Raw genomic sequence first — 23211 nt, 5'->3', positions numbered from 1 at the left:
TCTATTATTTTCATAGTGCATTAATATACAGAAAGTTATTCACTGAGGGAAATCACCATTCAGGCTGGTCCTTAAACTGTTCTAAAATACTTGAGCTTCCCAGCGAGCTTCCCAAAATTTTCTCTACGTACTTCCCAATTATATCAAATTCAAGATTTACTTTTGTGCCAATTGTATATTCTTTTAGAATTGTCTTTTCCAAGGTATGAGGAATGATCGAGACCATAAAAACATTCGACTGAATTCTGGCTGTTGTCAGGCTCACTCCATCAATACATATTGAACCAGTTCGAACAACATACTTTTCGAACTCTTTGGGAAACTGTATCCACAAAAGCACAGCTGTCGCAAGACGCTCAATTTTGGTGATAATCCCGATGCAATCAACGTGTCCCTGAACAATATGACCACCCATTCTATCAATTGGACGCAATGCTCGCTCCAAATTGACAGCGCTGCCTGTTCTCAGATCGCTTAATGTTGTTTTCAATAAGGTTTCTTCGACAGCCACAAACGAAAAAGAATTCCTATTTATTTCGGTAACAGTTTGGCAAACACCGTTTATTGCAACTGAATCATCAATTTTCAAATCCTCGAAAATCTTTTTCGCCTCGATGGTAAATTTTTGTCCCCCACCAATAGGCTGGACCTTTTGCACTTTGCCAATTTCTTCAATTAATCCCGTAAACATAAATTTTCCTTTTTATTCAAAAATATGAAACTTTCGAATAAAAAGGAAATTAACGATTAAATTATACAACTATCAGATTTTTTGCTAATTAAAACAATAAATTTTTCATCCAGTTGTAATATTCTTCAGAAGAGGCTATGTCGTTTAGAACTAATACTTCAGGTAATTCGTAATTCGAAAGCTGTTTTATTCTTTCTTCAATAAGATTTATTTTATCTTCAAATGTTTTAATTTTCAAAATAAACTCGCTCGAAACATCTAACGAACCCTTCCAGATAAAGTAAGATGTTACGTTAGGAATTACTGAAACACACGCCGCTAATCCTTCTTTTAACAAGGCTTGTGCTATTTCGTCGGCGTTTTCAGCGGTCGAGGCTGTGGTAAAAACTATTCGGATTTCATTAAAAGATTTCATAATTTACCTACTTATAAATGTACATTTTATAAACATTGTAATGAAACGTTTGAATGATTGAAATATTTATTTTCCAATTACATATTATAGCCGTAGTATATATTTTTGTAAAAAACTGGCAGAATAGAACACTTCGCGACGCTTTTCTTGGATTGGGCGTCTTTCTTTTAGTTTTCTCTATTGGTTGGGCTATGACAGGCTCGCTTTCCTATGCAATATATCCTGATGCATGGAAAACACCATATTTCAACCATGATACTTTATCATTAGTATTGCTATCTATTTTCGAGAGTTTTTTCTTTTATCACTTTTTCTTCAAAGATAAAATTGATGAACAAAATCTAAAGGTAACGGGAAATGATTGAATTTGAACCAGTAATTGGGCTTGAAGTCCACGCTCAGCTTCTTACAAACTCCAAAGCTTTTTGCTCTTGCTCAGCAGAATATGGTGCTTTACCTAATACCCAAACTTGCCCTGTTTGTTTGGGGCATCCCGGCGCGCTTCCAGTATTAAATGAAAATTTACTGAATTTCATCATAAAAATGGGAATTGCTACAAATTGCAAAATCCGCGAAATCTCTACTTTTGCACGTAAAAATTACTTCTATCCCGATTTACCCAAAGGTTATCAAATCACTCAGTACGAAGACCCAATTTGTTACGATGGATTTATAGAAATCGAACTTTCCGAAACTGAACGCAAACGTATCGGTATAATTCGCATTCATATGGAAGAAGATGCTGGTAAATCCATTCACGACCTCGATATTGATACACTTGTCGACTTGAATCGCTCGGGTGTTCCGCTTATTGAAATCGTTAGCGAACCAGATATCCGCTCTGCCCAAGAAGCATATAAATACCTTACATCTATTAAGCAGATACTCCTCTATTTAGGTATTTGCACTGGCAATATGGAAGAAGGCGCCTTACGCTGCGATGCTAATATTTCTGTCCGTCCCATAGGTAATTCGAAATTTGGAACAAAAACAGAAGTTAAAAATCTTAATAGCTTCCGAAATGTAGAAAAAGCTATTGAATACGAAATTCAGCGACAAATTGAAGTTATTCGTAATGGTGGCAATATTCATCAGGAAACTCGTCTCTGGGATGCTGCTTCTCAAACTACACGTCCTATGCGTAGCAAGGAATTCGCACACGATTATCGTTACTTCCCCGAACCCGACCTTGTTAAAGTTAAAGTTTCAAACGAACGCCTCGATAGCATTCGTTCGTCTATTCCCGAACTTCCTCTTGCTCGTAAACAAAGATTAATCGACCAATACGGCATTCCTCATTATGATGCTTCTATTTTTGTCGAAGACCACAATCTTGCTGACTATTACGAACACTGTTGCTCTTATCTCGCCGTTAAGTCCCAAAAAACTTTTAAACTCGTTAGCAATTGGCTTATGACAGAAGTTATGAGAATTCTCAGCGAACGTAAAATTGATATTAACGAACTCGGGTTGAATCCTAAGTTTGTGGCTGAAATCGTTGATTATCTCTCCGAAGATAAAATTTCAAGTCGCATCGCCAAAGATATTTTCCCAGAAGTGCTTCAAAACAACATGTCCCCTGCAAAAATTATTGAAGAACGTTCACTTGTCCAAATTTCCGACAGTTCTGCTCTTGAAACACTAATAGACGAGGTCCTTGCCAATAATCAAGATTCTATCGAAAAATATAAAAGCGGTAGAAAAAATGTCTTCGGGTTCTTCGTTGGACAAGTTATGGAAAAAATGAAAGGCAAAGCAAATCCAAAACTTGTTACTGAAATTTTGCGTAAGAAACTCGATGATTAGATTTTACGTAATATATACGTAAATTTTAAACTATTTACCAAAATGAAAAAAAAGAGCCTAAATATACAAAAATTCTTTTGGTACGTGTGTATATTTATGCTTTTTCCCCATAATATCTACTCGCAGGATGCCACTCGCCGAACTCTTCAAGAAACCGAAGATTTAAAAAAAATGCTTCCTGCTAAAGAAATTACAAACCAAGAAGAAAAAACCAAAGTTCTCGATTCACTGCGTCAGGCTTTTACCCAAAAGCCAATAAATGAAAAAGCAAAATCACCATCGGGAATTGATTCGCTCGTTACTTTTTTTGCACAAGATACTGCTATATTCCGACTGAGCTCGAAAACTATGCGGCTTGTCGGCAAGTCCAAAATTGATTTCAAAGTGCAACAGCTAAATGCTGAAGTCATAGAAATTGATTTTGAAAACTCAATTTTACGTGCTAAATGGAGGGCGGATTCTAACAACAAACGTTATGGTTTCCCACGTTTTTCTGATGCAGGTGAAATTTTTTTCGGTGAAGAAATCACATACAATTTCAAAACTAAACGCGGTAAAATAATTGCCGGCGAAACGCAAGCAGGCGAAGGCTTCTACTACGGTGCAGAAATCAAACGTATTTCTGAAAACGAACTCTTCGTTCGCGATGGCTATTATACAACTTGTAACGATGCCTGCCCACACTATTACTTTGGTTCCCCCAAAATGAAATTAGCTGTGAAGGAAAAAATTTACATTGACCCTGTTATTTTCTACGTTGAGGATATGCCTATTTTTATTTTCCCATTCGGATTATTCTTCCCGAACAAAACTGGGCGGCAGTCGGGAATAATTATTCCATCATTCTATTTCTCCAAAAATCGTGGTGTTGTTTTTCAAGATTTAGGGTTTTACTGGGCAGCATCTGATTATTGGGACACTCAATTTAAAACCGACTTGTTTTCGAAAGGTGGTTTCCTATTAAAAAATACAACCCGCTGGGCTTTAAGAGATGTTCATAGTGGCGGTGTCACTCTTCAATTTGGAAGAACCCGTTATAATCCCGACGACCAATATCAGCGTAATTGGAGTCTTCAGCTCAACCATAATCATATTTTCAATCCTTACGAAAGAGTGGATATTGGCATTAATTTCGCTTCACGCGACTTCAATAGAAACACCCAAACCGACTATCAATCAAGAATTCAGCAAAATATTACCTCAAACGCTTCATATTCCAAAAGTTTTGACGATGGCTCAAATTTCTCCGTTTCTTTCCAACGCGACCAAAATTTGATTACTCAGAACTACAGCCAGGTTATTCCAATAAATTACTCTATCCCAAATTTTACACCACTCAAAAACGTAATTTCACCATCAACCCGTACATGGTATTCCTTCGTTCGTGATATTTCTTTTAGTTATCGTAGCAATTACACAAATAGCCTCACCAAAACAGCAGACGGCAACTCTTTTAAATACACTGAAAAAAATAAAATCAGCCACTCGCCCGGCGTTTCGATTTCTCCTAAATTCGGCTATTTTACGCTAACACCATCAGTTTCACTTTCCGTAAATAATTATTTTCGCCAACTTGAACGTCAAATAAATCTTCAAGATTCTACAACAATCGATAAATACAAACGAGGCTTTTTCACGGAATATTATTATAGTTTCGGTGTCTCAGCCTCGACTCGTCTTTTCGGTGTTGCAGATGCACGAAGACCTTTCTTTGGATTCATTAATCCCGAAAGTCTTGGATTTAAAGCATTCCGCCACACCTACCAGCCAACTATCGGATATAATTTCACACCAGATTTTTCCAAAGATAAATTTGGTTTTTATGGAAGCTATTTTGATCCACGCCAAAATAGAACCATAAAGTATTCGCATTACGAAAGCGATGGCGGTGCAGCCCCTTCACAAATGTCCCAACGCCTTTCATATTCCGATCTACATAGTTTCGAAATTAAAGTCAAGCAGGGTGATACCATTCCTGACAAAAATATCGAGCTTTTACGTTTAAACTTTTCTACAAACTACAATTTTGCAGCAGATTCGCTTAATTTATCAGATATTAATTTGACTTTCCGCACTCCTGCCTTAGGTGCTTTTGAATTTTCCGGCAATGCAAGTTTCACACCATACGACGAAGCTAAATTCACTCAGGGCAATTATTCAAGTTATAGAAAAATCAACAAATTCTTAATTGAGCAAGGGAAAGGTCTAGCCCGATTGACTTCGTTTTCCGTAAATTTATCTGGTAGTTTTGCCTCAGAAGGATTGTCCAATACTTCACAATCTGGATTTTCAGAAGAAACTCAACCAGAAAAAGAAAGCGATACTCTTGAAGCTATGCTTGGAGCTCGGTTTTTAGCCCGCCATTCTGATGCTGACGCATCTTTTGATTGGTATGGAGATAATACTCCAGGTGCTAACGCAATCGCTTTTCCTTGGCTTATTAGTTATGGATTGAATTTTGCTTATAATCAATATACAGTTGATAAAATTGACAGAAGTCTGAATACTTATCTGACGCTCAATTTACGTCTTACAGAAACCTGGAACATTTCTGCAAATGTCCGTTACGACTTCATTCGCAAAGAATTTCTAACACCTCAGATTAATCTCAAAAAGGATCTTCATTGCTGGGAATTAATTCTCAATTGGAACCCAATTGGCTTCAATAGAGGTTTCTACTTGCGTTTCGGCATCAAGTCCTCTACTTTGCAAGATTTGAAAATTGAAAAGAAAAGCTACCCATTATTTAGATAATCACCCTCACTTTTGTAAATCTATTTATATATATATATTTGCTTGAAAACTTTTGTTTATTACAATTTTTTTTTGACTATTCATTGCTTTCTCCTGAAACTCAATACTTGCTTATTTCGTATAATTTCATATAATATTCGTATAATTAAATATTAGGATTATTAAACTATTTTGGAGAAATAAATGAGAATTATTGTTTTATCGCTTTTTTTAGCTCTTTTATCGCTTTCTTTTGTCTATGCTAAACCTGCTGCTTTTGAACACAATTCGAAAATTAAAGAAAACATTAATCCAACTGATGAACTCACAAATGCTGTATTAGAAAACGACCAAGGCAAAGTAAAATCCATTTTGGAGAATAACCGTAAATTAGTCAATACAAAAAATTCAGAAGGAAAATATCCTCTTGAAATAACTTTGGTCTTGGAAAATTGCGAAATGGCCGAACTATTATTTAATTATGGAGCTGATGCAACGGCAGAAACATCATCAGGCGAAACTATTTACCAACTTGCTATGAAAAATGAAAATAAAACTCTAAAACAAATTTTCGCAAAACATAAACCAAAAAGTTAGAACTTGCTATGAATAATTTTGGCTAACATTGCTTTCCAGGTATCAATATTATGTCCCCATTCTTCACCCCATATATCTAATGTATGGGGTATTTGCTTGTGGGTTAGTATGCTGGATAGATGATAACTCGCCGATGGGTCTTCGCCGTAGCCTTTTCCGCTCATTAAATACACGTGATGGCGACTACGCAAGAATGTAAGCCAGTAGTTATCATTCAAATTTGGCAGATAATGAATAGGCGAATTAAAATAACAGTTGTCGTCGAAATATCCTTTTGTATGACAGTAAATATCGTATTTCCCGCTCATTGCAACTGTCCCCAAAAACAAATCTGGACGCCGAAAATATGTGTTCAACGCATAAAACGCACCCTTCGATGCTCCCGCAGTTAATATCGGAACTATCTGACCACAATGATTGTATATTTTTGCAAGCAATTCTTCTACAATGAAATTATTAAAATCAAATAATATTTTTGACCGCTCTTCATTCGAAAGAGCAATTTCGTTCCATATTTTTGGAATTGGAAGCGAATAAATACGCACCTTGCCTGCTTTTATATACTGGGATAAATGCGGGATTAAGCCGTTTTCTTCGTTTTCATACGGGTTGTCTTCCTCGGTTGAAAACAACAATAAAAGCGATGAACCAAAATGACCGTAAACTGGAATTTCAACCATCCTGTTCAAATTTTCACTATCAATGTAAATTACATCACTTTTCATTACATTCTCAATCATTTATATTTTTACTGATACAACTTTAACGAATTTAACGAATGAAAATAAATTTATTTTGATAAAATTAGCCTATTTCGTGAAATCAAAATAATTTAGTTAAATAATATCCAACATCATTTATCAACACTTTTTAATTTTTCTTGATTGTTCGAAATATACACAAATACACCAAACAACAGCAAATAGAAACCTGCCGAATGCCTATACTCATACTGAATTAATGATATTAGCAAAACTTTAAAAATAATTATCATTCCAACTATTATAATTCTCTCATTATTTATTGGTTTTCGCAATGCAAAAGTATATACCAGATAAAGCATTAACACGAAAAAAATAAGCACAAAAACCATTTGAATAAATTTTTCAACAATTAGCGGAACAGACCTGATTCGACGGTAAATTGCTTAAATATTTCAGTTGTTCGATTTTGTTCTGGTATAAATTTAGTCTGCTGTCAATTTGAGAACGTAAGCCCTTCCCCAGAAAATAATTAGCATACTCTCCTGTATAAACACCATTCGCAAAAACTTTTATAGCATTATAGGCCATTTTCTTAATAAACTCAAATGAATTTCCAGAGATTGCCTCTTTTGTCAGTTGCTGGAAAAGTTTGTCCGCTTCTGGTGTGAATGGGTCGTCTATTCCATTTGCTGCTGCAATTGCGTATGCAGTGCTGTCAGTTGGAGTAATTCCCCATTTATTTTGCGGAAGTTGTCCAAGCGAAATATACATTACTGCACCGCCGTTGCTCGAATTAAATCGCACTTCTTGATTTATTGCATAACTTCGTATTGCCCAGGGCAACATAGCAACAAATGCAATTGTTAGTAAAATTGCGTTTATTTTAAAATATTTCAGTCTATTTTTAAAGTAGATAAAGAAAAATAATGTTTGAAACAGTGGTAAATAAATATACTCTGAACGTAAATTTACTAAAACTGCAAGAACGAACCATAAATAATGTAAATTTCTGATTTCTTTTGTACTAAAGTAAGCCACAAAAAAATATGAATATGCAATTAGCAGTATCGAAACAAGTCCATCAGCAGTTTTTATCGAACACAATGCAAAATATGGTAAAAAAAACAGTATATGCCAATACTTCTCTTTTATTTCAAATAATTTGTAAAATAACACCACACCTAATATTGAAGCACAAAACTGTATAAATAAAGTCCAAAACTGAGGGGAACCCATTATTATGCCAGGTATTTGCAAAAAAACATAGCCCCATATAGGATAAAACGCCGTTTTTCCTGCTACGTTTGTGTACCCTTCGCCTTTCAACAAATTTTCAGCAATTGGAAGTATATGTTTGAAGTAAATAGTGTCTTGATTAAGATGGTTTTGATTGAAAAAAAATATCGCAAACGCAAAGAAAGCGAGCAAAAAATAAAAAACTTTTCCGTTTTGTAAATTGCTACTCATTCTATGTTGATATGATTAATTCAGGATGTTCTTTCAGGTAATCAGCCCAGCTTACGCTTTTCTTCGAGTTATGATTTTTCCGTAATATGTGACAAATTGCAATAGCAAGAGCATCTGTTGCATCAAAAAATTGAGGTGTCTCTTCAATACTAAGTAAATTTCGCACCATATATTGCACTTGCTCTTTGCTTGCTGAGCCTCGTCCGGCAACAGACTTTTTTACTTCTCGGGCAGAATATTCGATTATTGGTATGTTGTTGTTGGTAACGGCTAAAATTGCTGCTGCTCTTGCGTGCGAAAGTTTGATTAAACTTTGTGCATTCTTCGAATAAAACAATGCTTCGAGAGCTGCAGCATCTGGATTTGTTCTCTCAATTACTGAATTAAGCCTTGAAAAAATTTCTTTCAGCCGTTGATTGAAGTCTGTGTGACGACGTTTTGCTTCTATAACTCCATATTCGACCAACGAAATGTTTCGTCCAGTATGCTCGACTACTCCATAACCACATAGCACCGAGCCAGGGTCGACACCTAATATAATCATTATTCTTCTATTTTATCTGCAATCGAATCGTCTATTTCAAAATTAGAGAATACATTCTGAACGTCGTCCAGATCCTCTATGCCTTCGATAAATTTCATTACTTTCTGAGCTTCGGCAACATCTTTGATTGTTATCACTTGCTTCGGAATGTATTCGAGCTTTGATTCTTGCACCTGGAAGCCGTTATTTTCAAAATATTTGTTTACGCTTGAAAAATTTTCCATCGCACAAATTACTCTTGATACTTCTTCATCGTACTCAAGGTCGTCCGCACCAGCTTCGAGCACTACTTCCAAGAGTTCGTCTTCACTTTTGCCATTTGTGTTGATAGAAATCACACCTTTCCGTTCAAAATTCCACGCAACAGCATTGGTTTCTGCAAGACTTCCGCCAAGCTTGCTCATTGTGGAACGCACTAGCGGCAATGTCCTATTTTTATTATCTGTAACTGTTTCGACAATTACTGCAACCCCGCCCGGTGCATATCCTTCGAACATTATTTCCATATAATTTTCGCCTTCGAGCTCACCTGTTCCTTTCTTTATTGCTCTCTGAATATTGTCGGAAGGCATATTCACAGCTCGCGCATTTGCTATAGCAAGCCTCAAACGTGGGTTGCTTTCTGGGTCGCCACCACCTTCACGAGCAGCAATTGTTATTTCCTTTGCAAGACGAGTAAACATCTTCCCACGTTTTGCATCTTGCCTACTTTTACGATGTTTTATATTAGCCCATTTACTATGACCAGCCATATTATCACTCAAAATTTATTAAACTAATTAAATATAATTTACAAATATAATAAATTCATACTATTAAGCTATTAAGAAAAATGACTTGGCAATTTCTTTTATACTTTATTAATAATTCAAGTGTATTTAATTTAGCAAATCAATTATTCTTTCCATTTTCATTCCGCGAGATCCTTTAAGAAGAAACGCATAATCATTTTTCAATTCTTTTATTTTATTGGCAATTTCAACCAAATCAGAATAATGCTCAACGTTGCGTGCTTTAAGCAATGTGCTTGCTTGCTGCATAAAATCGCCTATTGTAAAAACTCTATCGCAGACCTGAGAAGCATATTTTAGCACTTCTATATGCAATTCAAGCGACTTCTCGCCGAGTTCGCGCATATCACCGAGTATAACTGCTCTCTTGGACTTTCCGTTGTATTTCTCCAATGTCGCGATGGACATTTTCATCGATGATGGATTAGCATTATAGCAATCATTCAAAATTGTGTAGCCTTTAATTTCTTGTAGCATCATTCGAGCATAGCCACTGTATTTTTCCTGTTCATAATTTTCGAGTGCAATTTTAATTTCGGTATCTTCTATCCCAAAATATTTCCCAAGAGCAACAGCTGCAACAGCATTATAGCCTGAAGCAATTCCATATGCATTTAGTTTAATCTCATATGGTTGATCATCTACGGTGTATTTCAGTACTGGATTAATATTTGGATTAATCTCTATTTCAACTTTTAAATTCACATCGTCATAAATGGTAGAATATGTAAACTTTCGATCAATAATTTTTCTGTATTTAGATAATCGCTCATCGTCGCAGTTGATAAAACACATCCCTCCAAAACGTTGTAAATATCCAAATAAGCTTGTTTCCTCCATCTCCACTCCATCAAGGTCCATTAGCTTCTCTAAATGTTCCTGTCCAATGTTTGTAATAATACCATCAGTCGGTGAAAGTATTTCCGAAAGGATATAGATTTCACCAGGTTCGTTTGTCCCAATTTCAATTATAGCGCACTCAATAGTTTCATCAAGATTAAAAATCATCAGTGGAACACCAATTCGGTTGTTAAAATTCTGATAAGTTTTCAAAACTTTGAATTTTCTCGAAAGAACCGCCGAAATCATATCTTTGGTTGTAGTCTTACCATTTGAGCCTGCAACTGCAATAACTGGAATGTTAAATCTATTTCTATGAAACGAAGCGAGCTCTCCAAGAGCGCTTAGTGTGTCTTCGACCAAAACCAATGGTTTTCCTGCCACTTTGTCTGAATTTTTTTCGTACCAATTTTTCGATACTAATACAAGCGATGCCCCTTTTGAAAAAGCGTCAGATATAAGTTCGTGAGCGTCTATTTTTTCACCAATCAGTGGGACAAAGATTTCTCCCTCAGTAGTTGAGCGTGTATCAATCGATACTCCAATAAACTCATTCTGTCCCATGTTTAAAACATTCTCTTCGCCAAAAATTGCCATTATTTCAACAGAAGTAAATTTAGCTTTGTTTTGTAGCATTTTTTCTCCTATTCAAAAGCATCTTCACCAGTTATATCTCTACCTAAAATTAATGTGTGAATTTCGTGTGTTCCTTCGTATGTTTTGACCGATTCAAGATTTGCGCTGTGTCGCATCACAGGATATTCGCCCAAAATCCCATTTGCACCGTGAATCTCACGAGCGATACGGGCGCATTGCAATGCCATATCTACATTGTTGCGTTTTGCAAAAGAAATATGTTCAGGACGAGCTCTACCTTCGTCCATAAGTCTTCCAAGCCGATAGCAGACAAGCTGAGCTTTTGTAATTTCATTTAGCATCCATACTAATTTTTCTTGCGTAATTTGAAATTTTGCAATTGGCTTGCCAAATTGTATACGCGATTTCGAATATTCAATCGCCGAGTGGAATACTGCAAGTGCCGCCCCGACTGCTCCCCAAGCAATCCCATAGCGAGCCTGATTTAAACAAGAAAGAGGTCCTCGCAATCCTGCTACGTTCAAAATATTTTCTTCGGGTATTTCGCAATCTTCAAAAATTAGTTCAGATGTAACCGAAGCCCTCAATGAGTGTTTGCCTTTCATTTCAGGCGCAGAAAAACCTTTTGTCCCTTTTTCCACTAGAAAACCATGGATTTCGCCGTCTAATTTTGCCCAAACTACTGCAACATCTGCCGCAGTACCATTTGTAATCCACATTTTAGCGCCATTTAACAAAAATCCACCGTCAATTTTCTTTGCAGTTGTTATTATCCCCGCTGGATTAGAACCAAAATCAGGTTCAGTTAGTCCAAAACATCCAATTGCTTCGCCTCGAACAAGACGAGGAAGCCATTTGTGTTTCTGTTCTTCTGTCCCATATCGCGAAATTGGATATATCACCAGCGAATTTTGAACAGACGCAAATGAACGAACCGCCGAATCGCCGCGTTCGAGCTCTTGCATTGCGAGCCCATAAGATGTATAGTTCGCACCAGCACCACCATATTCTTCTGATAGTGTAATCCCAAAAACCCCAAGTTCAGCAAGCTTTTCTGTAAGATGCTCGGGATATTTCCCTTCGAAATAATATTGCTCAATAATTGGAATCACTTCATCATCAACAAACTTTCTTATAGATTCTCTTACGAGAAGCTCCTCTTCTGTAAAAAGTTCGTCAATATTGAAATAATCTATACTTTTGAACCCCATAAAAACTCCTTGATTTATCAGTGAATTAAAAAAAACATTTTTCAAAATCAATAATTTTACTTATTTTTGAATATCTCAATAAGAGATGGGCTTCGGAAATTTCAAGCCCATTTTTTGTATAAAAATAATATTTATTTTTAAAACAATTATAATAGACTTTAACGATAAATATTAAAAATATTTTAAAAAACTAATTATCAGTCAAGGAAAAATGGCAAGACGTAAAGCAAAGCACAAGATAGACAAAAAGACTATCGTTGATGCTTTTATTGAGATGGCAAAAGCCAAAAACATCGATAGAGACCTCCTCCAAGGTATTCTCGAAGAAACTCTTTCGATGGTTGTCCGTAAAAAATACGGGCAGGACGCTAATTTTGAAATTATCGTCAATATGGAAAAGGGCGATATTGAAATCTATCTGATGCGCGAAGTTGTCGAGGAAGTTGAAAATCCCGATACCCAAATCTCTCTCGAAGAAGCACAAATGTATACCGACGAACCTTTGGAGATTGGCGATGAATATATCGAAGAAATTACGCTCGACAATATTTCCGATAGCTTCGGACGAAGACTGATTTCGCTTGCCGCTCAAAACTTGAACCAAAAAATTAGAGAAGTTGAAAAAGACAATATCTACACCGAATATGCTAATCGTGTGGGTGAGATTATTGTGGGCGAAATTTATCAAATTCGTCGCCACGACCTGCTTGTTATGCATAATAGAATTGAAATGCGTTTGCCTCGTGAAGAACAAATTCCTAATGAACCGTATAGATACAAAAAGAATCAGCCAATCAAGGCTATTATTAAAGAAGTCCGCCGCAGTGGTTCCGGTGGGCAACCTGATATCATTCTCTCTCGTGCTTGCGATGAATTTTTAATGCGTCTCTTTGAAATTGAAATTCCTGAAATTTACGATGGCGTTATTCAAATTAAAGCAATCGCTCGCGAACCTGGCGAACGCTCCAAAGTCGCTGTCCAGTCCTACGACGATAGAGTTGACCCCGTCGGTGCTTGTGTTGGGCTCAAAGGCGTTCGCATACATTCCATCGTTAGAGAACTTAACAACGAAAGTATTGACCTAATCGAATATTCCGAAAATCCTCAGGTCTTCATTATGCGTGCTCTTGCTCCTGCAAAAGTGCGAGATATTCAAGTCTCTTTCGAAACACGAACTGCCACCGTGCTTGTTGCAGACGACCAGGTTTCGCTTGCCATCGGTAAAAATGGACAAAATGTTCGCCTTGCTTCCAAACTTACTGGATTTAATATCCAGCTCGTCAAAGAAGGTGGCGAAGATATTGATTTGGTCGAATTCAAAGTTGAATTTGGCGACGAGCTTATTGAAAAATTAAAAGAAATGGGAATTACCACAGCTCGAGAGTTTCTCGATGCTGACCTCAATAAATTGCTCGAAATCGAAGGCCTTTCTCCGAAAAGCCTGATGGATTATCGTAAAATCATTTTAACTGAATTCGACGAAGAAGAACGTCCAGAAGTAATTACTTTCTTGTCGAAGAAGATTTTTGAAAAATAGTTTGTTTAATATTTTTGCTTTATTATGGCTGAATCAAATAAAATAAGATTAATTAAAATTGCCTCCGAAATTAATATTGGACGTGAGACAATTGTTGAATTTCTCCGTGCCAAAGGTTTTGATATTGACAACAAGCCAACTGCCACTCTGACCGAAGAAATGGCAGAACTTGTTTATGATAAATTTAAACGCGAAAAGAAAGCTGCCGAAAAACAACGTGAAAAACTCCAAAAACACAAAGAAATTCACAAACAAATTCAGCCAAAAGCAAAAATTGATATTTCTGCTAAAGTTGAAGAAATCCCTGTTGTCGAGGAACTTGTAAAACCTGTCGCCAAAGATATTGATAAAACTGAAACAGAGGTTAAGGAAAAAGTTGTTGAACTACAAAAAGTTGAACCAGAAACTGTTAAAGTTGAAGAAACACCTGAAATCGCGCCTATAATCGAACCAGAAATTAAAGAAGAAAAGCCAATTCCAATTGTTGCCGAATACCACGGACCTCAAACCAAACAAGAAAAAGTAGAGGAACATTTCCCTGTTATTGAGGAAAAATCAATCGCTGGTGTAAAACTTCCTCAGACACCTGAACCCATTGAAATTATCAGCGAACCTTCTGAAACAATAAATAAAGTCCAGGAAAAGCAAAAACAGGAGACATTGAAAGAAAATATTCAGGCAGAACCAATAGCTAAAAAAGATAAAAAACGTAAGAAAAAGAAAAAGATAATAGAAGTTATCGACCAAACTCAAAAACCTTCGGGGTTGAAAATTTTAGGCAAAATCGATATTGCACCCGAAAAACCATTTGAAAAACAGAAAGATAAGAAAAAAATTAAAGATAAGTTCATCGAAACAGATGAACCTATTGAAAAACTAGATGCTTCGAAAGTTGAGATTAAAAAAGATAAATTCAAGAAAAAAATAAAAGACTTCGACCCCGATGCAGAAGAAAAATTGGGTAAAGTAAAAGATAAAAAACGTAAGAAAAAGAAGAAATCTATCCGCGAAACCATTTCCGAAGAAGAAGTAATGCGCGCAATCCGCGAAACCTACGCAGGAATGGAACCTCATACAGGTTCTATGCGTGAGCGCATTCGCCAGAAAAAAAAGCAAGAACGCAAAGAAAAAGAAATTCGCCAAATTGAAGAAATTGAACGCGAAAGTCATATTTTAAGAATTACCGAATTCGTTACCACCGGTGACCTCGCAAATATGATGGGCAAATCGCCTAACGAAATTATCTTAAAATGTATGTCGCTGGGATTAATGGTTACAATCAATCAACGTTTAGATAAAGACACTATTACTTTAATCGCTGACGATTATGGTTACGAAGTCGAATTTGTTGATACTCAAAAAGTTCAAGTAGAAGAAGAAGATATTGACCCACCAGAATCGCTTGTTCCACGTCCGCCTATCGTAACAATAATGGGACACGTTGACCACGGAAAAACTTCACTTCTCGACTATATTCGCCGTTCGAACGTTGTTGCTGGCGAAGCTGGTGGTATCACTCAGCATATCGGTGCATACAAAGTTACTTTACCAAATGGTCGAGAAATTACTTTCCTCGATACACCTGGACACGAGGCATTTACCGCTATGCGTGCACGCGGTGCTCAGGTTACTGATATTGTTATTCTTGTTGTTGCTGCCGACGATAGTGTGATGCCACAAACAATCGAAGCAATTAGCCACGCAAAAGCTGCCGGCGTGCCGATGATTGTCGCTATCAATAAAATTGACAAACCCGACGCTAACCCTGATAGAATCAAACAACAACTTGCTGATCACGGTGTCCTTATTGAAGAATGGGGTGGAAAATATCAGCACGTCGAAATTTCTGCTAAGAAAGGTATTAATATAGAGGAACTACTCGAAAAAATCTTGCTCGAAGCTGATATTTTAGACTTGAAAGCTAATCCTAATAGAAAAGCTAAAGGTGTTGTTATTGAATCGAACGTAAGTAAAGGGCTCGGTCCCGTTGCTACAATAATTGTTCAAAAAGGTACTTTGAAAATAGGAGATCCTTTTGTTTCGGGTATTCACCACGGGCGTGTCCGCGCTATGCAAGATGAACGCGGCAATAAAATGGACGTTGCTACTCCTGCTGTGCCTGTTCGTGTTATGGGATTCGATGGCTTGCCCGAAGCAGGTGATAATTTCTTCGTAGTTGATAGCGAAGCAGAAGCTCGTAGTATTTCTAACGAACGTAAGCAACTCAAACGTGAGCAAGAAATGAGACGCGTCCGCCACCTTTCGCTTGATGAAATTTCTTCTCGTATCAAACTTGGAAGTGTTCAGGAACTTAACCTTATCATCAAAGGTGATGTCGGCGGTTCAGTGGAAGCAATCAGCGACTCTCTTCTCAAACTTTCTACCGATGAAGTGCGTGTCAATATATTGCATCAAGGTGTTGGAGAAATTTCCGAATCCGATGTTATGCTCGCAGCAGCTTCGCAAGCAATTATTATTGGATTTAATGTGTCGCCTTCCTCAGCTGCAAGACGCTTAGCAGACAACGAGAAAATTGATATTAGACTGTATAACATAATTTATGATTGTATCAATGAAGTTCAGATGGCTCTCGAAGGTCTTCTCAAACCAGAAATTAAAGAAGAAGTTACAGCTGAGGTTGAAGTTAGAAGAATTTTCAAAATTAGCCGTATCGGTACTATAGCTGGTTGCTATGTCCTCAATGGCAAAATTAGTAGAAACGACCGTGTGAAAGTTCTCAGAAACGGACTACCAATTTTTAACGGTACCATTGCTTCGCTCAAACGTAATAAAGATGACGTCAAAGAAGTTGATACCTCTTATGAGTGTGGAATTCAACTCGATGGATTTAATGATATTCAAGACGGCGATATTATTCAAGGATATAAATTAGTTGAAATTCGGCGTACTCTATGATTTATTATTTTAAAAAAAGCAAATTATGTCTATAAGAGCTGAAAAAGTAGCAAGTATTGTAAAAAGAGCATTATCTCAACCAATTAGCGATTTTGCCCGTGAGCAAAACGCTGGTATTGCTACTGTTACTACTGTAAGGTTTTCGCCTGATTTAACACTTGCCAAGGTATATATCAGTATTTACGGTGGCAAAATCTCTCCTGCCAGGTTCCTTCAAATGCTCGAAGAAGAAAAATACGAGCTTCGCGGTATCGTTGCTCATAGTGTTCGGCTTAAAACTATTCCCGATTTGAAGTTTTTCTTAGACGATACTATCGACCAAATGGAGCATATTCAGCAACTTCTTAAAAAAGCCAAAGAAGAAGATGCAAAATTAAAAGAAAACAAATAGTCGTTTTATGCTCCTTGATAATACTAACATAAATGAGTTTAATTTATGGTTGCACCTTGCCAATACTGAGGGTGCAACCATCTTAATTGATAAAGAAAGAGGCTGGACCTCTTTCGATGTTGTCGCAAAAATTAGAAATTTACTTAAAATCAAAAAAATTGGACACACTGGCACTCTCGATCCACTCGCTACCGGTTTGCTTATCCTTTGCCTCGGCAAAGCCACCAAGGCAATCGAGCAATTTCAGAACCAACCAAAAGAGTATATTGCAGAAGTTAAATTCGGTGCCACAACTCGCACCGACGACGCCGAAGCTCCCGAAGAAAATCCCAGGAACACATCTTTTCTCAGTGAAGAGATAATTACTGAAAAGTCTAAATTGTTTCTTGGAGAAATTTTACAGATACCACCAATGTTCTCTGCTAAAAAAGTACAAGGAAAAAAATTATACGAACTTGCTCGTAAAAATAAATCAGTAGAAATCTCCCCATCCAAAGTCAAAATATATTCAATTGAAATCTTGAATTTTTCAAATCCTTTTGTTAAATTAAAAATATCCTGTTCCAAAGGAACATATATACGTTCTTTGGCTCGCGATTTGGGACATGAAATTGGTTGTGGAGCGTATCTGTCGAACCTTCGCCGAACCAAAATAGGCGATTTTGATGTCGAAAAGGCATTGAAAATTTATGATATTGTAGATTTAGTAAATTCAGGTAAATTATGATTATTTACAGAGATATTAGCGAAATCGAATATAATAAAAATACAATTATTTCGCTGGGGACTTTTGATGGAGTTCACAAAGGTCATCAAAAGATTATTAACAGGCTTAACGAAATAGCTCGACAAGATAATTTAAGACCAATTATTATAACAATGGACCCTCATCCGCGCATTGTCCTTCAAAATAATGATAAACCTAAAATCCAACTATTGACCTCAATAAAAGAGCGATTAAATTTATTTCAGAAGTTCGGTGTTGAAAACGTTTTCATTATTCACTTTACTTATGAATTTTCCCAAACTACTCCCGAAGAATTTATAAAAAATTATTTAGTTGATAAAATCGGTTTGAAAAAATTCCTGATGGGACGCGAACATTTTTTTGGGCACAATCGTCAGGGCTCTTACGAACTTTTGAAAGAATATTCAAAAAAATATGATTTTGAAATAGAAAAAGTTGAAGATTATGTTGAAGATGATATAGTCGTCTCAAGCACAAAAATTCGCCATTTATTGGTCGAAGCCGGCGTCGCAACAGCAAATAAATACCTTGGCTATCCTTACATTGTTCGTGGAAAAGTTGTCCACGGTAATGGGCGTGGCGCTACCATCGGCTACCCTACTGCAAATATCAAACCTCACGATACCTATAAATTGCTTCCCGGCAACGGTGTGTATTTAGTTTCTTCCGAAATTGATGGCAATACACTTTTCGGTATGGCAAATATTGGTACCCGACCAACCGTTACAGTCGATACCAAACCCACTCTTGAAGTCAATTTCTTCGATTTTTCTGATGACTTGTACGATAGAGAAATTGCTGTTAATTTCCATTATTTCATTAGAGAAGAAAAAAAATTTAAAAACATCGATGAACTTTCATACCAAATTGAAAAAGATGAACTCAAATGCAGAGATCTAATTGAAGAACATAATTTATTGAATAAATAAATTCAATTTTCAAATAATATTCATTAATTTTACAAAACTTTATTTTTACAAAATAAAAAAGGGTTTGAAATGTACGATATAGTCAAACAACAAGATTTAGAACTTTGGGAAGCTCTGAAAAATGAGTATCAGCGTCAATCAGAAAAATTGGAACTTATTGCTAGCGAAAATTTCGTTTCCGATGCTGTAATGCAAGCTCAAGGTTCTGTCCTCACTAATAAATATGCGGAAGGTTACCCGGGAAATCGCTACTATGGTGGTTGTGAATGGGTAGATGTTGCCGAAAATATTGCTCGCGACCGACTGAAAAAATTGTTCGGTGCTGAATATGCTAATGTTCAACCCCATAGCGGTTCTAATGCAAATATGGCGGTTTATTACTCATTTATAAAGCCAGGCGATACAGTTATGGGGCTTAGCCTTGCTCACGGCGGACATCTAACACACGGCTCACCTGTTAATTTCTCTGGCCGCTTCTTCAATTTTGTTCCTTACGAAGTTGACGAAAAAACCGGATGTATAGACTACGACAAGGTCGAAAGCCTTGCACGTCAGCATAAACCAAAATTAATCACTGTGGGAGCCTCTGCTTATCCACGCGACATCGATTTTAAAAAATTCCGCGAAATCGCCGATATGGTAGGTGCTTTCTTGTTCGCGGATATTGCTCACCCCGCCGGAATTATTGCAAAAGGCTATCTGACAAGCCCAATTCCTCATTGCCACGTAGTAGCATCTACAACTCACAAAACCCTTCGCGGTCCCCGTGGCGGTCTGATTTTAATGGGCAAAGATTTCGAAAATCCTTTCGGTATAGTTGCTCCTAAGTCTGGTCGCACAAAGATGATGAGCGAAATTATTGATTCGTGGGTTATGCCCGGTGTTCAAGGGGGGCCACTTATGCACGTAATTGCTGCAAAAGCAGTTGCTTTCGGCGAATGCCTATCGGAAGAATTCGATTTATATATCCAGCAAGTCCTTAAAAATGCAAAAGTTTTTGCCGAAGAGCTTATGAAACGCGGCTACAATTTAGTAAGTGGCGGAACTGACAACCACCTTATGCTTGTGGATTTGCGTAATAAGGGACTGACTGGGAAGCAAGCTCAACTCGCCCTCGACGAAGCCGGTATTACCTGCAACAAAAATTCTGTCCCATTCGATGATAAATCTCCTCTTATTACTTCAGGCATTCGACTTGGCACCCCAGCCCTGACAACTCGCGGCTTTAAGGAAGATGACTTTAGATATGTTGCTGAATTGATAGATAAAGTCCTTTCCAATATCGACGACGAGAAAATACATAAGCAAGTTGCCGAAGAAGTTCGTCAATTTACATCAAAATTCCCACTACATCAAAAAATATTAAAGTAATATTTCTTAATAGATAATTGAAAGAGGCTGTCTTGATAACAAGATAGCCTGTTGTTTTTTGTTCAACTTACATGCAGTTCTAACAAGCCTACGCGATTTATGAATGTAGTTTAAATATTCTCATTAAAAAATATTTTCCTAATCAAAAGCACTTTTATTGTTAAAAAACAAAAAATGATTTATTTTTAATCATTTTTTCATTTTCTCAAAATATACAATATATAATAATTTTCGAGGGTTAGTAATTTTATTGCAGTGTGAAATTTAATTTTTTTGAATAATTTTTACAATTAATTAAAATAAATATCGTTATATTGATTTTGAAATTTACAAAACTATAAAAATTATGTTAAACAATTAGAGGATTAATCAAGGGGGGAAGTTTTAGAAGCTAAAACGCTTCTAAGAAAGGTATGTTTCAAAAAATAGGAGTGAAGAACTCCATGGGTTATTCTAAATTATTCAAAAGCCGTTACAGTGTTCTATGGCTTTTAATTCCTTTAATCGCATTGGTCTCAATTCAATTTTTGGGTGTTGCGCAAGGGAATATAATCGAAATCGATGATGAAGTAAAAGGACAAAATGTAGAAAAAAATGAAGATGATTACAGAGAAATAATATCAGAAACAAACTTAAATGCTCTCTATCTGTTTTCGACAAGTGGAATATCATCGTATTATGCTCACAAATTCCACAAAAGACGCACATCATCAGGTGAGCGTTTTGATATGTTCGAAAACACTGCTGCTCACCGCAAGTTGCCATTTGGTACAATCCTGAAAGTAACAAATTTGGCAAATGGTAAATCAACTTTGGTGAGAATTAATGATCGCGGTCCCCACATCCAACGCAGATTGTTAGATTTATCATACGCCTCTGCAAAGGAAATTGAAGGATTAGGACTTGCAAAAGTAAAAATTGAAGGTTTTCTACGTGGAAAGCATAACATTGCTGGCAAAATGAACAAAAAATATTATTATGCTTACTCATTGTTCAACGAGCCGGCTTGCATTCCAATAGAAATAGTCTCAAAAATTGATTCATCAGACAATTTTCAAGAAATTTATGAAAAGCTGAAATCAATTTCTAATTTCCCCTACAATCAGAATGTTTATCTCGTTGTAGATGCCGACAAAAATCCTGCTGATGCCGAGAACAAATATTATCTTGCTCGCGTCGGCACAATTAAACAAGACAAAAACTTGTCTCGCCTATAATGGTTCAGAGAATTCCCCCCTCTCTGAATATCAGGCAAATTAAAAAAAAGCTGTTCGAAATATCGAGCAGCTTTTTTTCTTAATAAAAATAAATAAGATTCTTCTATTTTCTAAGATGCTCTAATTTAATAAGCAAATTATCGTGTTTTCTCTCATCTTCAAGTAGATAATCGAGCAAATACCGCACAACGGGTGAAGATGTTTCGTCGCGGGCAATTTCAGCAATTTTGACGACTTTCTTCTCCATTTCATCGTGTTCCTCAATCTTTTCCCATAGTAATGCAATTTCGTCAGGGTCAATAGCAAAATCCTTCATTTCAAGGCTATCTATTATTAATTGCTGTATGCGTCTATGCATCACTGAATCTTGGCGAATTATTTCCATAATAATCTGAATGAATGGATTGCGGGAATTTTTTATAATTTCTGTTGTGTTTGCAACTGCTGCATCTTCCAATTTTTGCCAATTGCGTAATATTTCAATCAGGTTTTCATTATTTAATTGCGAATTCATTTTAAATGCTCCTTTTTAAAATTATATAATCGAAGTTGTTGGACAATAATTGTAATAGAAAATTGCAATACAAATAAACTTTAATGTAAAAGTAAAATAATTTTGCTTATTTTTGTATTTTACAAGTTGTATGAATTTAATATAATCAAAATAATGGCACTTTTTAATTTTTTCTCGAATGATGTTGCAATAGATTTAGGCACTGCCAACACTCTTATCTGGGTGAAAGGCAAAGGAATAGTTCTGAATGAACCCTCAATTGTAGCTTTTGACCGCTCCGATAAACATATTATCGCTATCGGACACGATGCTCAACAAATGATTGGAAAAACTCACCGCGATATTAAAATTATCCGTCCAATGAAAGATGGTGCAATTGCCGATTTTGAAATTGCCGAAGGTATGTTGCGAGCATTTATCCGTAAAGTTTCAATGTCTTGGCAGCCTGCGCGGAGAGTTGTTGTTTGCGTTCCCAGCGGAATTACAGAAGTGGAAAAAAGAGCTGTGCGCGATAGTTGCGAACACGCAGGTGCTAAAGAAGTCCATCTTATCGCTGAACCTATGGCAAGTGCCATTGGTATTGGACTGAACGTTCACGAACCCGTTGGAAACATGATTGTGGATATTGGGGGTGGTACAACTGAAATTGCCGTTATTGCTCTTTCAGGTATTGTTAGCGATGAATCAATTAAAATCGCTGGCGACGAGATGACAGCCGCTATTGTCAATTATTTCCGACGTCAACATAATATTTTAATTGGTGAGCGCACTGCAGAACAAATTAAATGCTCTGTCGGCTCTGCTGTTTCTCTTAAAGAAGAATTAGAAATAGAAGTCAAAGGACGCGATTTGCTTACAGGTGTCCCAAGAATGATTGAAGTTACCTCAGCTGATATTCGTGGTGCTTTGTCCGAATCTGTTCAGGAAATTGTCAACGCTGTACTTCGTCTTTTGGAACGAACACCACCCGAATTAGCTGCCGATATTTACGACCGCGGAATTATGCTTAGTGGTGGTGGTGCTTTACTCAAAGGGCTTGACGAACGCATCCGCGAAGAAACAAAACTGCCTGTTCACATAGCAGAAGACCCGCTAACAGCAGTGGTCCGCGGCACTGGTAAAGTGCTCGAAAATCTTAGTGACTACCGCTCTGTTCTCATTAAAAGCACTCGGTATTAATATCGTTTTGTAG

General features: G+C 36.7%; 21 protein-coding genes. 12 read left to right on the top strand and 9 right to left on the bottom strand.

Going from position 1 to position 23211, the window contains the following annotated elements; genetic code table 11:
- Positions 1-52 precede the first annotated feature (52 nt).
- Both AC6QZF_RS00770 and cutA read right to left on the bottom strand, forming a co-directional pair.
- Positions 53-691 carry a riboflavin synthase gene (locus AC6QZF_RS00770; RefSeq protein WP_499797978.1) on the bottom strand — a complete coding sequence of 213 codons (639 nt, stop codon included), beginning with the start codon at positions 689-691 and terminating at the stop codon, positions 53-55.
- Between the two features lie 88 nt (positions 692-779).
- Entirely contained in the window at positions 780-1106 is a 327-nt protein-coding gene (gene cutA / locus AC6QZF_RS00765; protein ID WP_499797977.1) for a divalent-cation tolerance protein CutA, read from the bottom strand.
- Positions 1107-1159: 53 nt separating this feature from the next.
- On the opposite strand from cutA, the gene AC6QZF_RS00760 reads away from it, so the two are divergent.
- The 4 genes from AC6QZF_RS00760 (at position 1160) to AC6QZF_RS00745 (ending at position 6242) form a co-directional block, all read left to right on the top strand.
- Positions 1160-1471: a hypothetical protein gene (locus AC6QZF_RS00760; RefSeq protein WP_499797976.1), complete on the top strand. Its 312-nt coding sequence runs from the start codon at positions 1160-1162 to the stop codon at positions 1469-1471.
- Complete coding sequence (gatB, locus tag AC6QZF_RS00755) at positions 1464-2912, top strand: Asp-tRNA(Asn)/Glu-tRNA(Gln) amidotransferase subunit GatB (RefSeq protein WP_499797975.1); 1449 nt, start codon at positions 1464-1466, stop codon at positions 2910-2912. Before AC6QZF_RS00760 ends, gatB begins: the two co-directional genes overlap by 8 nt.
- Before the next feature lie 96 nt (positions 2913-3008).
- Complete coding sequence (locus AC6QZF_RS00750) at positions 3009-5666, top strand: putative LPS assembly protein LptD (RefSeq protein ID WP_499797974.1); 2658 nt, start codon at positions 3009-3011, stop codon at positions 5664-5666.
- Positions 5667-5849: 183 nt separating this feature from the next.
- On the top strand, positions 5850-6242 hold the full coding sequence (locus AC6QZF_RS00745; RefSeq protein ID WP_499797973.1) for a hypothetical protein: 393 nt from the start codon (positions 5850-5852) through the stop codon (positions 6240-6242).
- Here the strand turns inward: AC6QZF_RS00745 and AC6QZF_RS00740 are convergent.
- From AC6QZF_RS00740 to AC6QZF_RS00715, 6 genes are all read right to left on the bottom strand, one after another.
- Complete coding sequence (locus AC6QZF_RS00740; RefSeq protein ID WP_499797972.1) at positions 6239-6967, bottom strand: esterase; 729 nt, start codon at positions 6965-6967, stop codon at positions 6239-6241. The genes AC6QZF_RS00745 and AC6QZF_RS00740 overlap by 4 nt on opposite strands.
- Before the next feature lie 381 nt (positions 6968-7348).
- On the bottom strand, positions 7349-8413 hold the full coding sequence (locus AC6QZF_RS00735; protein WP_499797971.1) for a hypothetical protein: 1065 nt from the start codon (positions 8411-8413) through the stop codon (positions 7349-7351).
- A 1-nt stretch (position 8414) separates the two neighbouring features.
- A complete protein-coding gene (gene ruvC, locus AC6QZF_RS00730; RefSeq protein ID WP_499797970.1) occupies positions 8415-8957 on the bottom strand; it encodes a crossover junction endodeoxyribonuclease RuvC in 543 nt (180 codons plus the stop codon).
- Positions 8957-9709 (bottom strand): YebC/PmpR family DNA-binding transcriptional regulator, encoded by a 753-nt coding sequence (locus tag AC6QZF_RS00725; protein WP_499797969.1) that lies wholly within the window; start codon positions 9707-9709, stop codon positions 8957-8959. The genes ruvC and AC6QZF_RS00725 overlap by 1 nt, the downstream gene beginning before the upstream one ends.
- Before the next feature lie 126 nt (positions 9710-9835).
- Positions 9836-11224, bottom strand: a complete 1389-nt coding sequence (locus tag AC6QZF_RS00720) for a UDP-N-acetylmuramoyl-tripeptide--D-alanyl-D-alanine ligase (RefSeq protein ID WP_499797968.1) — start codon at positions 11222-11224, stop codon at positions 9836-9838.
- Between the two features lie 8 nt (positions 11225-11232).
- Complete coding sequence (locus tag AC6QZF_RS00715) at positions 11233-12396, bottom strand: acyl-CoA dehydrogenase family protein (protein ID WP_499797967.1); 1164 nt, start codon at positions 12394-12396, stop codon at positions 11233-11235.
- 211 nt (positions 12397-12607) lie between these two features.
- Between AC6QZF_RS00715 and nusA the strand changes: the two genes are divergently transcribed.
- From nusA to AC6QZF_RS00680, 7 genes are all read left to right on the top strand, one after another.
- Positions 12608-13933: a transcription termination factor NusA gene (nusA, locus tag AC6QZF_RS00710; protein ID WP_499797966.1), complete on the top strand. Its 1326-nt coding sequence runs from the start codon at positions 12608-12610 to the stop codon at positions 13931-13933.
- Positions 13934-13957: 24 nt separating this feature from the next.
- Positions 13958-16849, top strand: coding sequence for a translation initiation factor IF-2 (gene infB / locus AC6QZF_RS00705; protein ID WP_499797965.1), 2892 nt, complete (start codon positions 13958-13960; stop codon positions 16847-16849).
- A 25-nt stretch (positions 16850-16874) separates the two neighbouring features.
- Positions 16875-17240 carry a 30S ribosome-binding factor RbfA gene (gene rbfA, locus AC6QZF_RS00700; RefSeq protein WP_499797964.1) on the top strand — a complete coding sequence of 122 codons (366 nt, stop codon included), beginning with the start codon at positions 16875-16877 and terminating at the stop codon, positions 17238-17240.
- A 7-nt stretch (positions 17241-17247) separates the two neighbouring features.
- Complete coding sequence (gene truB, locus AC6QZF_RS00695; protein WP_499797963.1) at positions 17248-17967, top strand: tRNA pseudouridine(55) synthase TruB; 720 nt, start codon at positions 17248-17250, stop codon at positions 17965-17967.
- Complete coding sequence (locus tag AC6QZF_RS00690) at positions 17964-18917, top strand: bifunctional riboflavin kinase/FAD synthetase (RefSeq protein ID WP_499797962.1); 954 nt, start codon at positions 17964-17966, stop codon at positions 18915-18917. The genes truB and AC6QZF_RS00690 overlap by 4 nt, the downstream gene beginning before the upstream one ends.
- A 69-nt stretch (positions 18918-18986) precedes the next feature.
- Complete coding sequence (glyA, locus tag AC6QZF_RS00685) at positions 18987-20288, top strand: serine hydroxymethyltransferase (RefSeq protein WP_499797961.1); 1302 nt, start codon at positions 18987-18989, stop codon at positions 20286-20288.
- Positions 20289-20701: 413 nt separating this feature from the next.
- Positions 20702-21505 carry a septal ring lytic transglycosylase RlpA family protein gene (locus AC6QZF_RS00680; protein WP_499797960.1) on the top strand — a complete coding sequence of 268 codons (804 nt, stop codon included), beginning with the start codon at positions 20702-20704 and terminating at the stop codon, positions 21503-21505.
- Between the two features lie 103 nt (positions 21506-21608).
- Here the strand turns inward: AC6QZF_RS00680 and AC6QZF_RS00675 are convergent, their stop codons facing one another.
- Positions 21609-22019, bottom strand: coding sequence for a hypothetical protein (locus AC6QZF_RS00675; RefSeq protein WP_499797959.1), 411 nt, complete (start codon positions 22017-22019; stop codon positions 21609-21611).
- 153 nt (positions 22020-22172) lie between these two features.
- On the opposite strand from AC6QZF_RS00675, the gene AC6QZF_RS00670 reads away from it, so the two are divergent.
- Entirely contained in the window at positions 22173-23198 is a 1026-nt protein-coding gene (locus AC6QZF_RS00670; RefSeq protein WP_499797958.1) for a rod shape-determining protein, read from the top strand.
- The last annotated feature ends 13 nt before the right edge of the window (positions 23199-23211 follow it).

It is taken from the genome of Eximiradius sp. (assembly GCA_937127445.1).
Classification (GTDB): domain Bacteria; phylum Bacteroidota; class Ignavibacteria; order Kapaibacteriales; family UBA2268; genus JAKIZO01.
The sequence above is the reverse complement of the archived record's forward strand: the minus strand, read 5'-3'. Positions and strand labels throughout refer to the sequence as shown.

What these genes read in the sequence shown, in the direction of transcription:
- AC6QZF_RS00675 (WP_499797959.1), bottom strand. Translation starts at nt 22,019, where the DNA reads ATGAATTCGCAATTAAATAATGAAAACCTGATTGAAATATTACGCAAT.
- AC6QZF_RS00770 (WP_499797978.1), bottom strand. Translation starts at nt 691, where the DNA reads ATGTTTACGGGATTAATTGAAGAAATTGGCAAAGTGCAAAAGGTCCAG.
- truB (WP_499797963.1), top strand. Translation starts at nt 17,248, where the DNA reads ATGCTCCTTGATAATACTAACATAAATGAGTTTAATTTATGGTTGCAC.
- AC6QZF_RS00670 (WP_499797958.1), top strand. Translation starts at nt 22,173, where the DNA reads ATGGCACTTTTTAATTTTTTCTCGAATGATGTTGCAATAGATTTAGGC.
- AC6QZF_RS00680 (WP_499797960.1), top strand. Translation starts at nt 20,702, where the DNA reads ATGTTTCAAAAAATAGGAGTGAAGAACTCCATGGGTTATTCTAAATTA.
- AC6QZF_RS00690 (WP_499797962.1), top strand. Translation starts at nt 17,964, where the DNA reads ATGATTATTTACAGAGATATTAGCGAAATCGAATATAATAAAAATACA.
- infB (WP_499797965.1), top strand. Translation starts at nt 13,958, where the DNA reads ATGGCTGAATCAAATAAAATAAGATTAATTAAAATTGCCTCCGAAATT.
- AC6QZF_RS00740 (WP_499797972.1), bottom strand. Translation starts at nt 6,967, where the DNA reads ATGAAAAGTGATGTAATTTACATTGATAGTGAAAATTTGAACAGGATG.
- nusA (WP_499797966.1), top strand. Translation starts at nt 12,608, where the DNA reads ATGGCAAGACGTAAAGCAAAGCACAAGATAGACAAAAAGACTATCGTT.
- cutA (WP_499797977.1), bottom strand. Translation starts at nt 1,106, where the DNA reads ATGAAATCTTTTAATGAAATCCGAATAGTTTTTACCACAGCCTCGACC.
- glyA (WP_499797961.1), top strand. Translation starts at nt 18,987, where the DNA reads ATGTACGATATAGTCAAACAACAAGATTTAGAACTTTGGGAAGCTCTG.
- AC6QZF_RS00715 (WP_499797967.1), bottom strand. Translation starts at nt 12,396, where the DNA reads ATGGGGTTCAAAAGTATAGATTATTTCAATATTGACGAACTTTTTACA.
- AC6QZF_RS00725 (WP_499797969.1), bottom strand. Translation starts at nt 9,709, where the DNA reads ATGGCTGGTCATAGTAAATGGGCTAATATAAAACATCGTAAAAGTAGG.
- rbfA (WP_499797964.1), top strand. Translation starts at nt 16,875, where the DNA reads ATGTCTATAAGAGCTGAAAAAGTAGCAAGTATTGTAAAAAGAGCATTA.
- AC6QZF_RS00745 (WP_499797973.1), top strand. Translation starts at nt 5,850, where the DNA reads ATGAGAATTATTGTTTTATCGCTTTTTTTAGCTCTTTTATCGCTTTCT.
- gatB (WP_499797975.1), top strand. Translation starts at nt 1,464, where the DNA reads ATGATTGAATTTGAACCAGTAATTGGGCTTGAAGTCCACGCTCAGCTT.
- AC6QZF_RS00750 (WP_499797974.1), top strand. Translation starts at nt 3,009, where the DNA reads ATGCTTTTTCCCCATAATATCTACTCGCAGGATGCCACTCGCCGAACT.
- AC6QZF_RS00720 (WP_499797968.1), bottom strand. Translation starts at nt 11,224, where the DNA reads ATGCTACAAAACAAAGCTAAATTTACTTCTGTTGAAATAATGGCAATT.
- ruvC (WP_499797970.1), bottom strand. Translation starts at nt 8,957, where the DNA reads ATGATTATATTAGGTGTCGACCCTGGCTCGGTGCTATGTGGTTATGGA.
- AC6QZF_RS00735 (WP_499797971.1), bottom strand. Translation starts at nt 8,413, where the DNA reads ATGAGTAGCAATTTACAAAACGGAAAAGTTTTTTATTTTTTGCTCGCT.
- AC6QZF_RS00760 (WP_499797976.1), top strand. Translation starts at nt 1,160, where the DNA reads ATGATTGAAATATTTATTTTCCAATTACATATTATAGCCGTAGTATAT.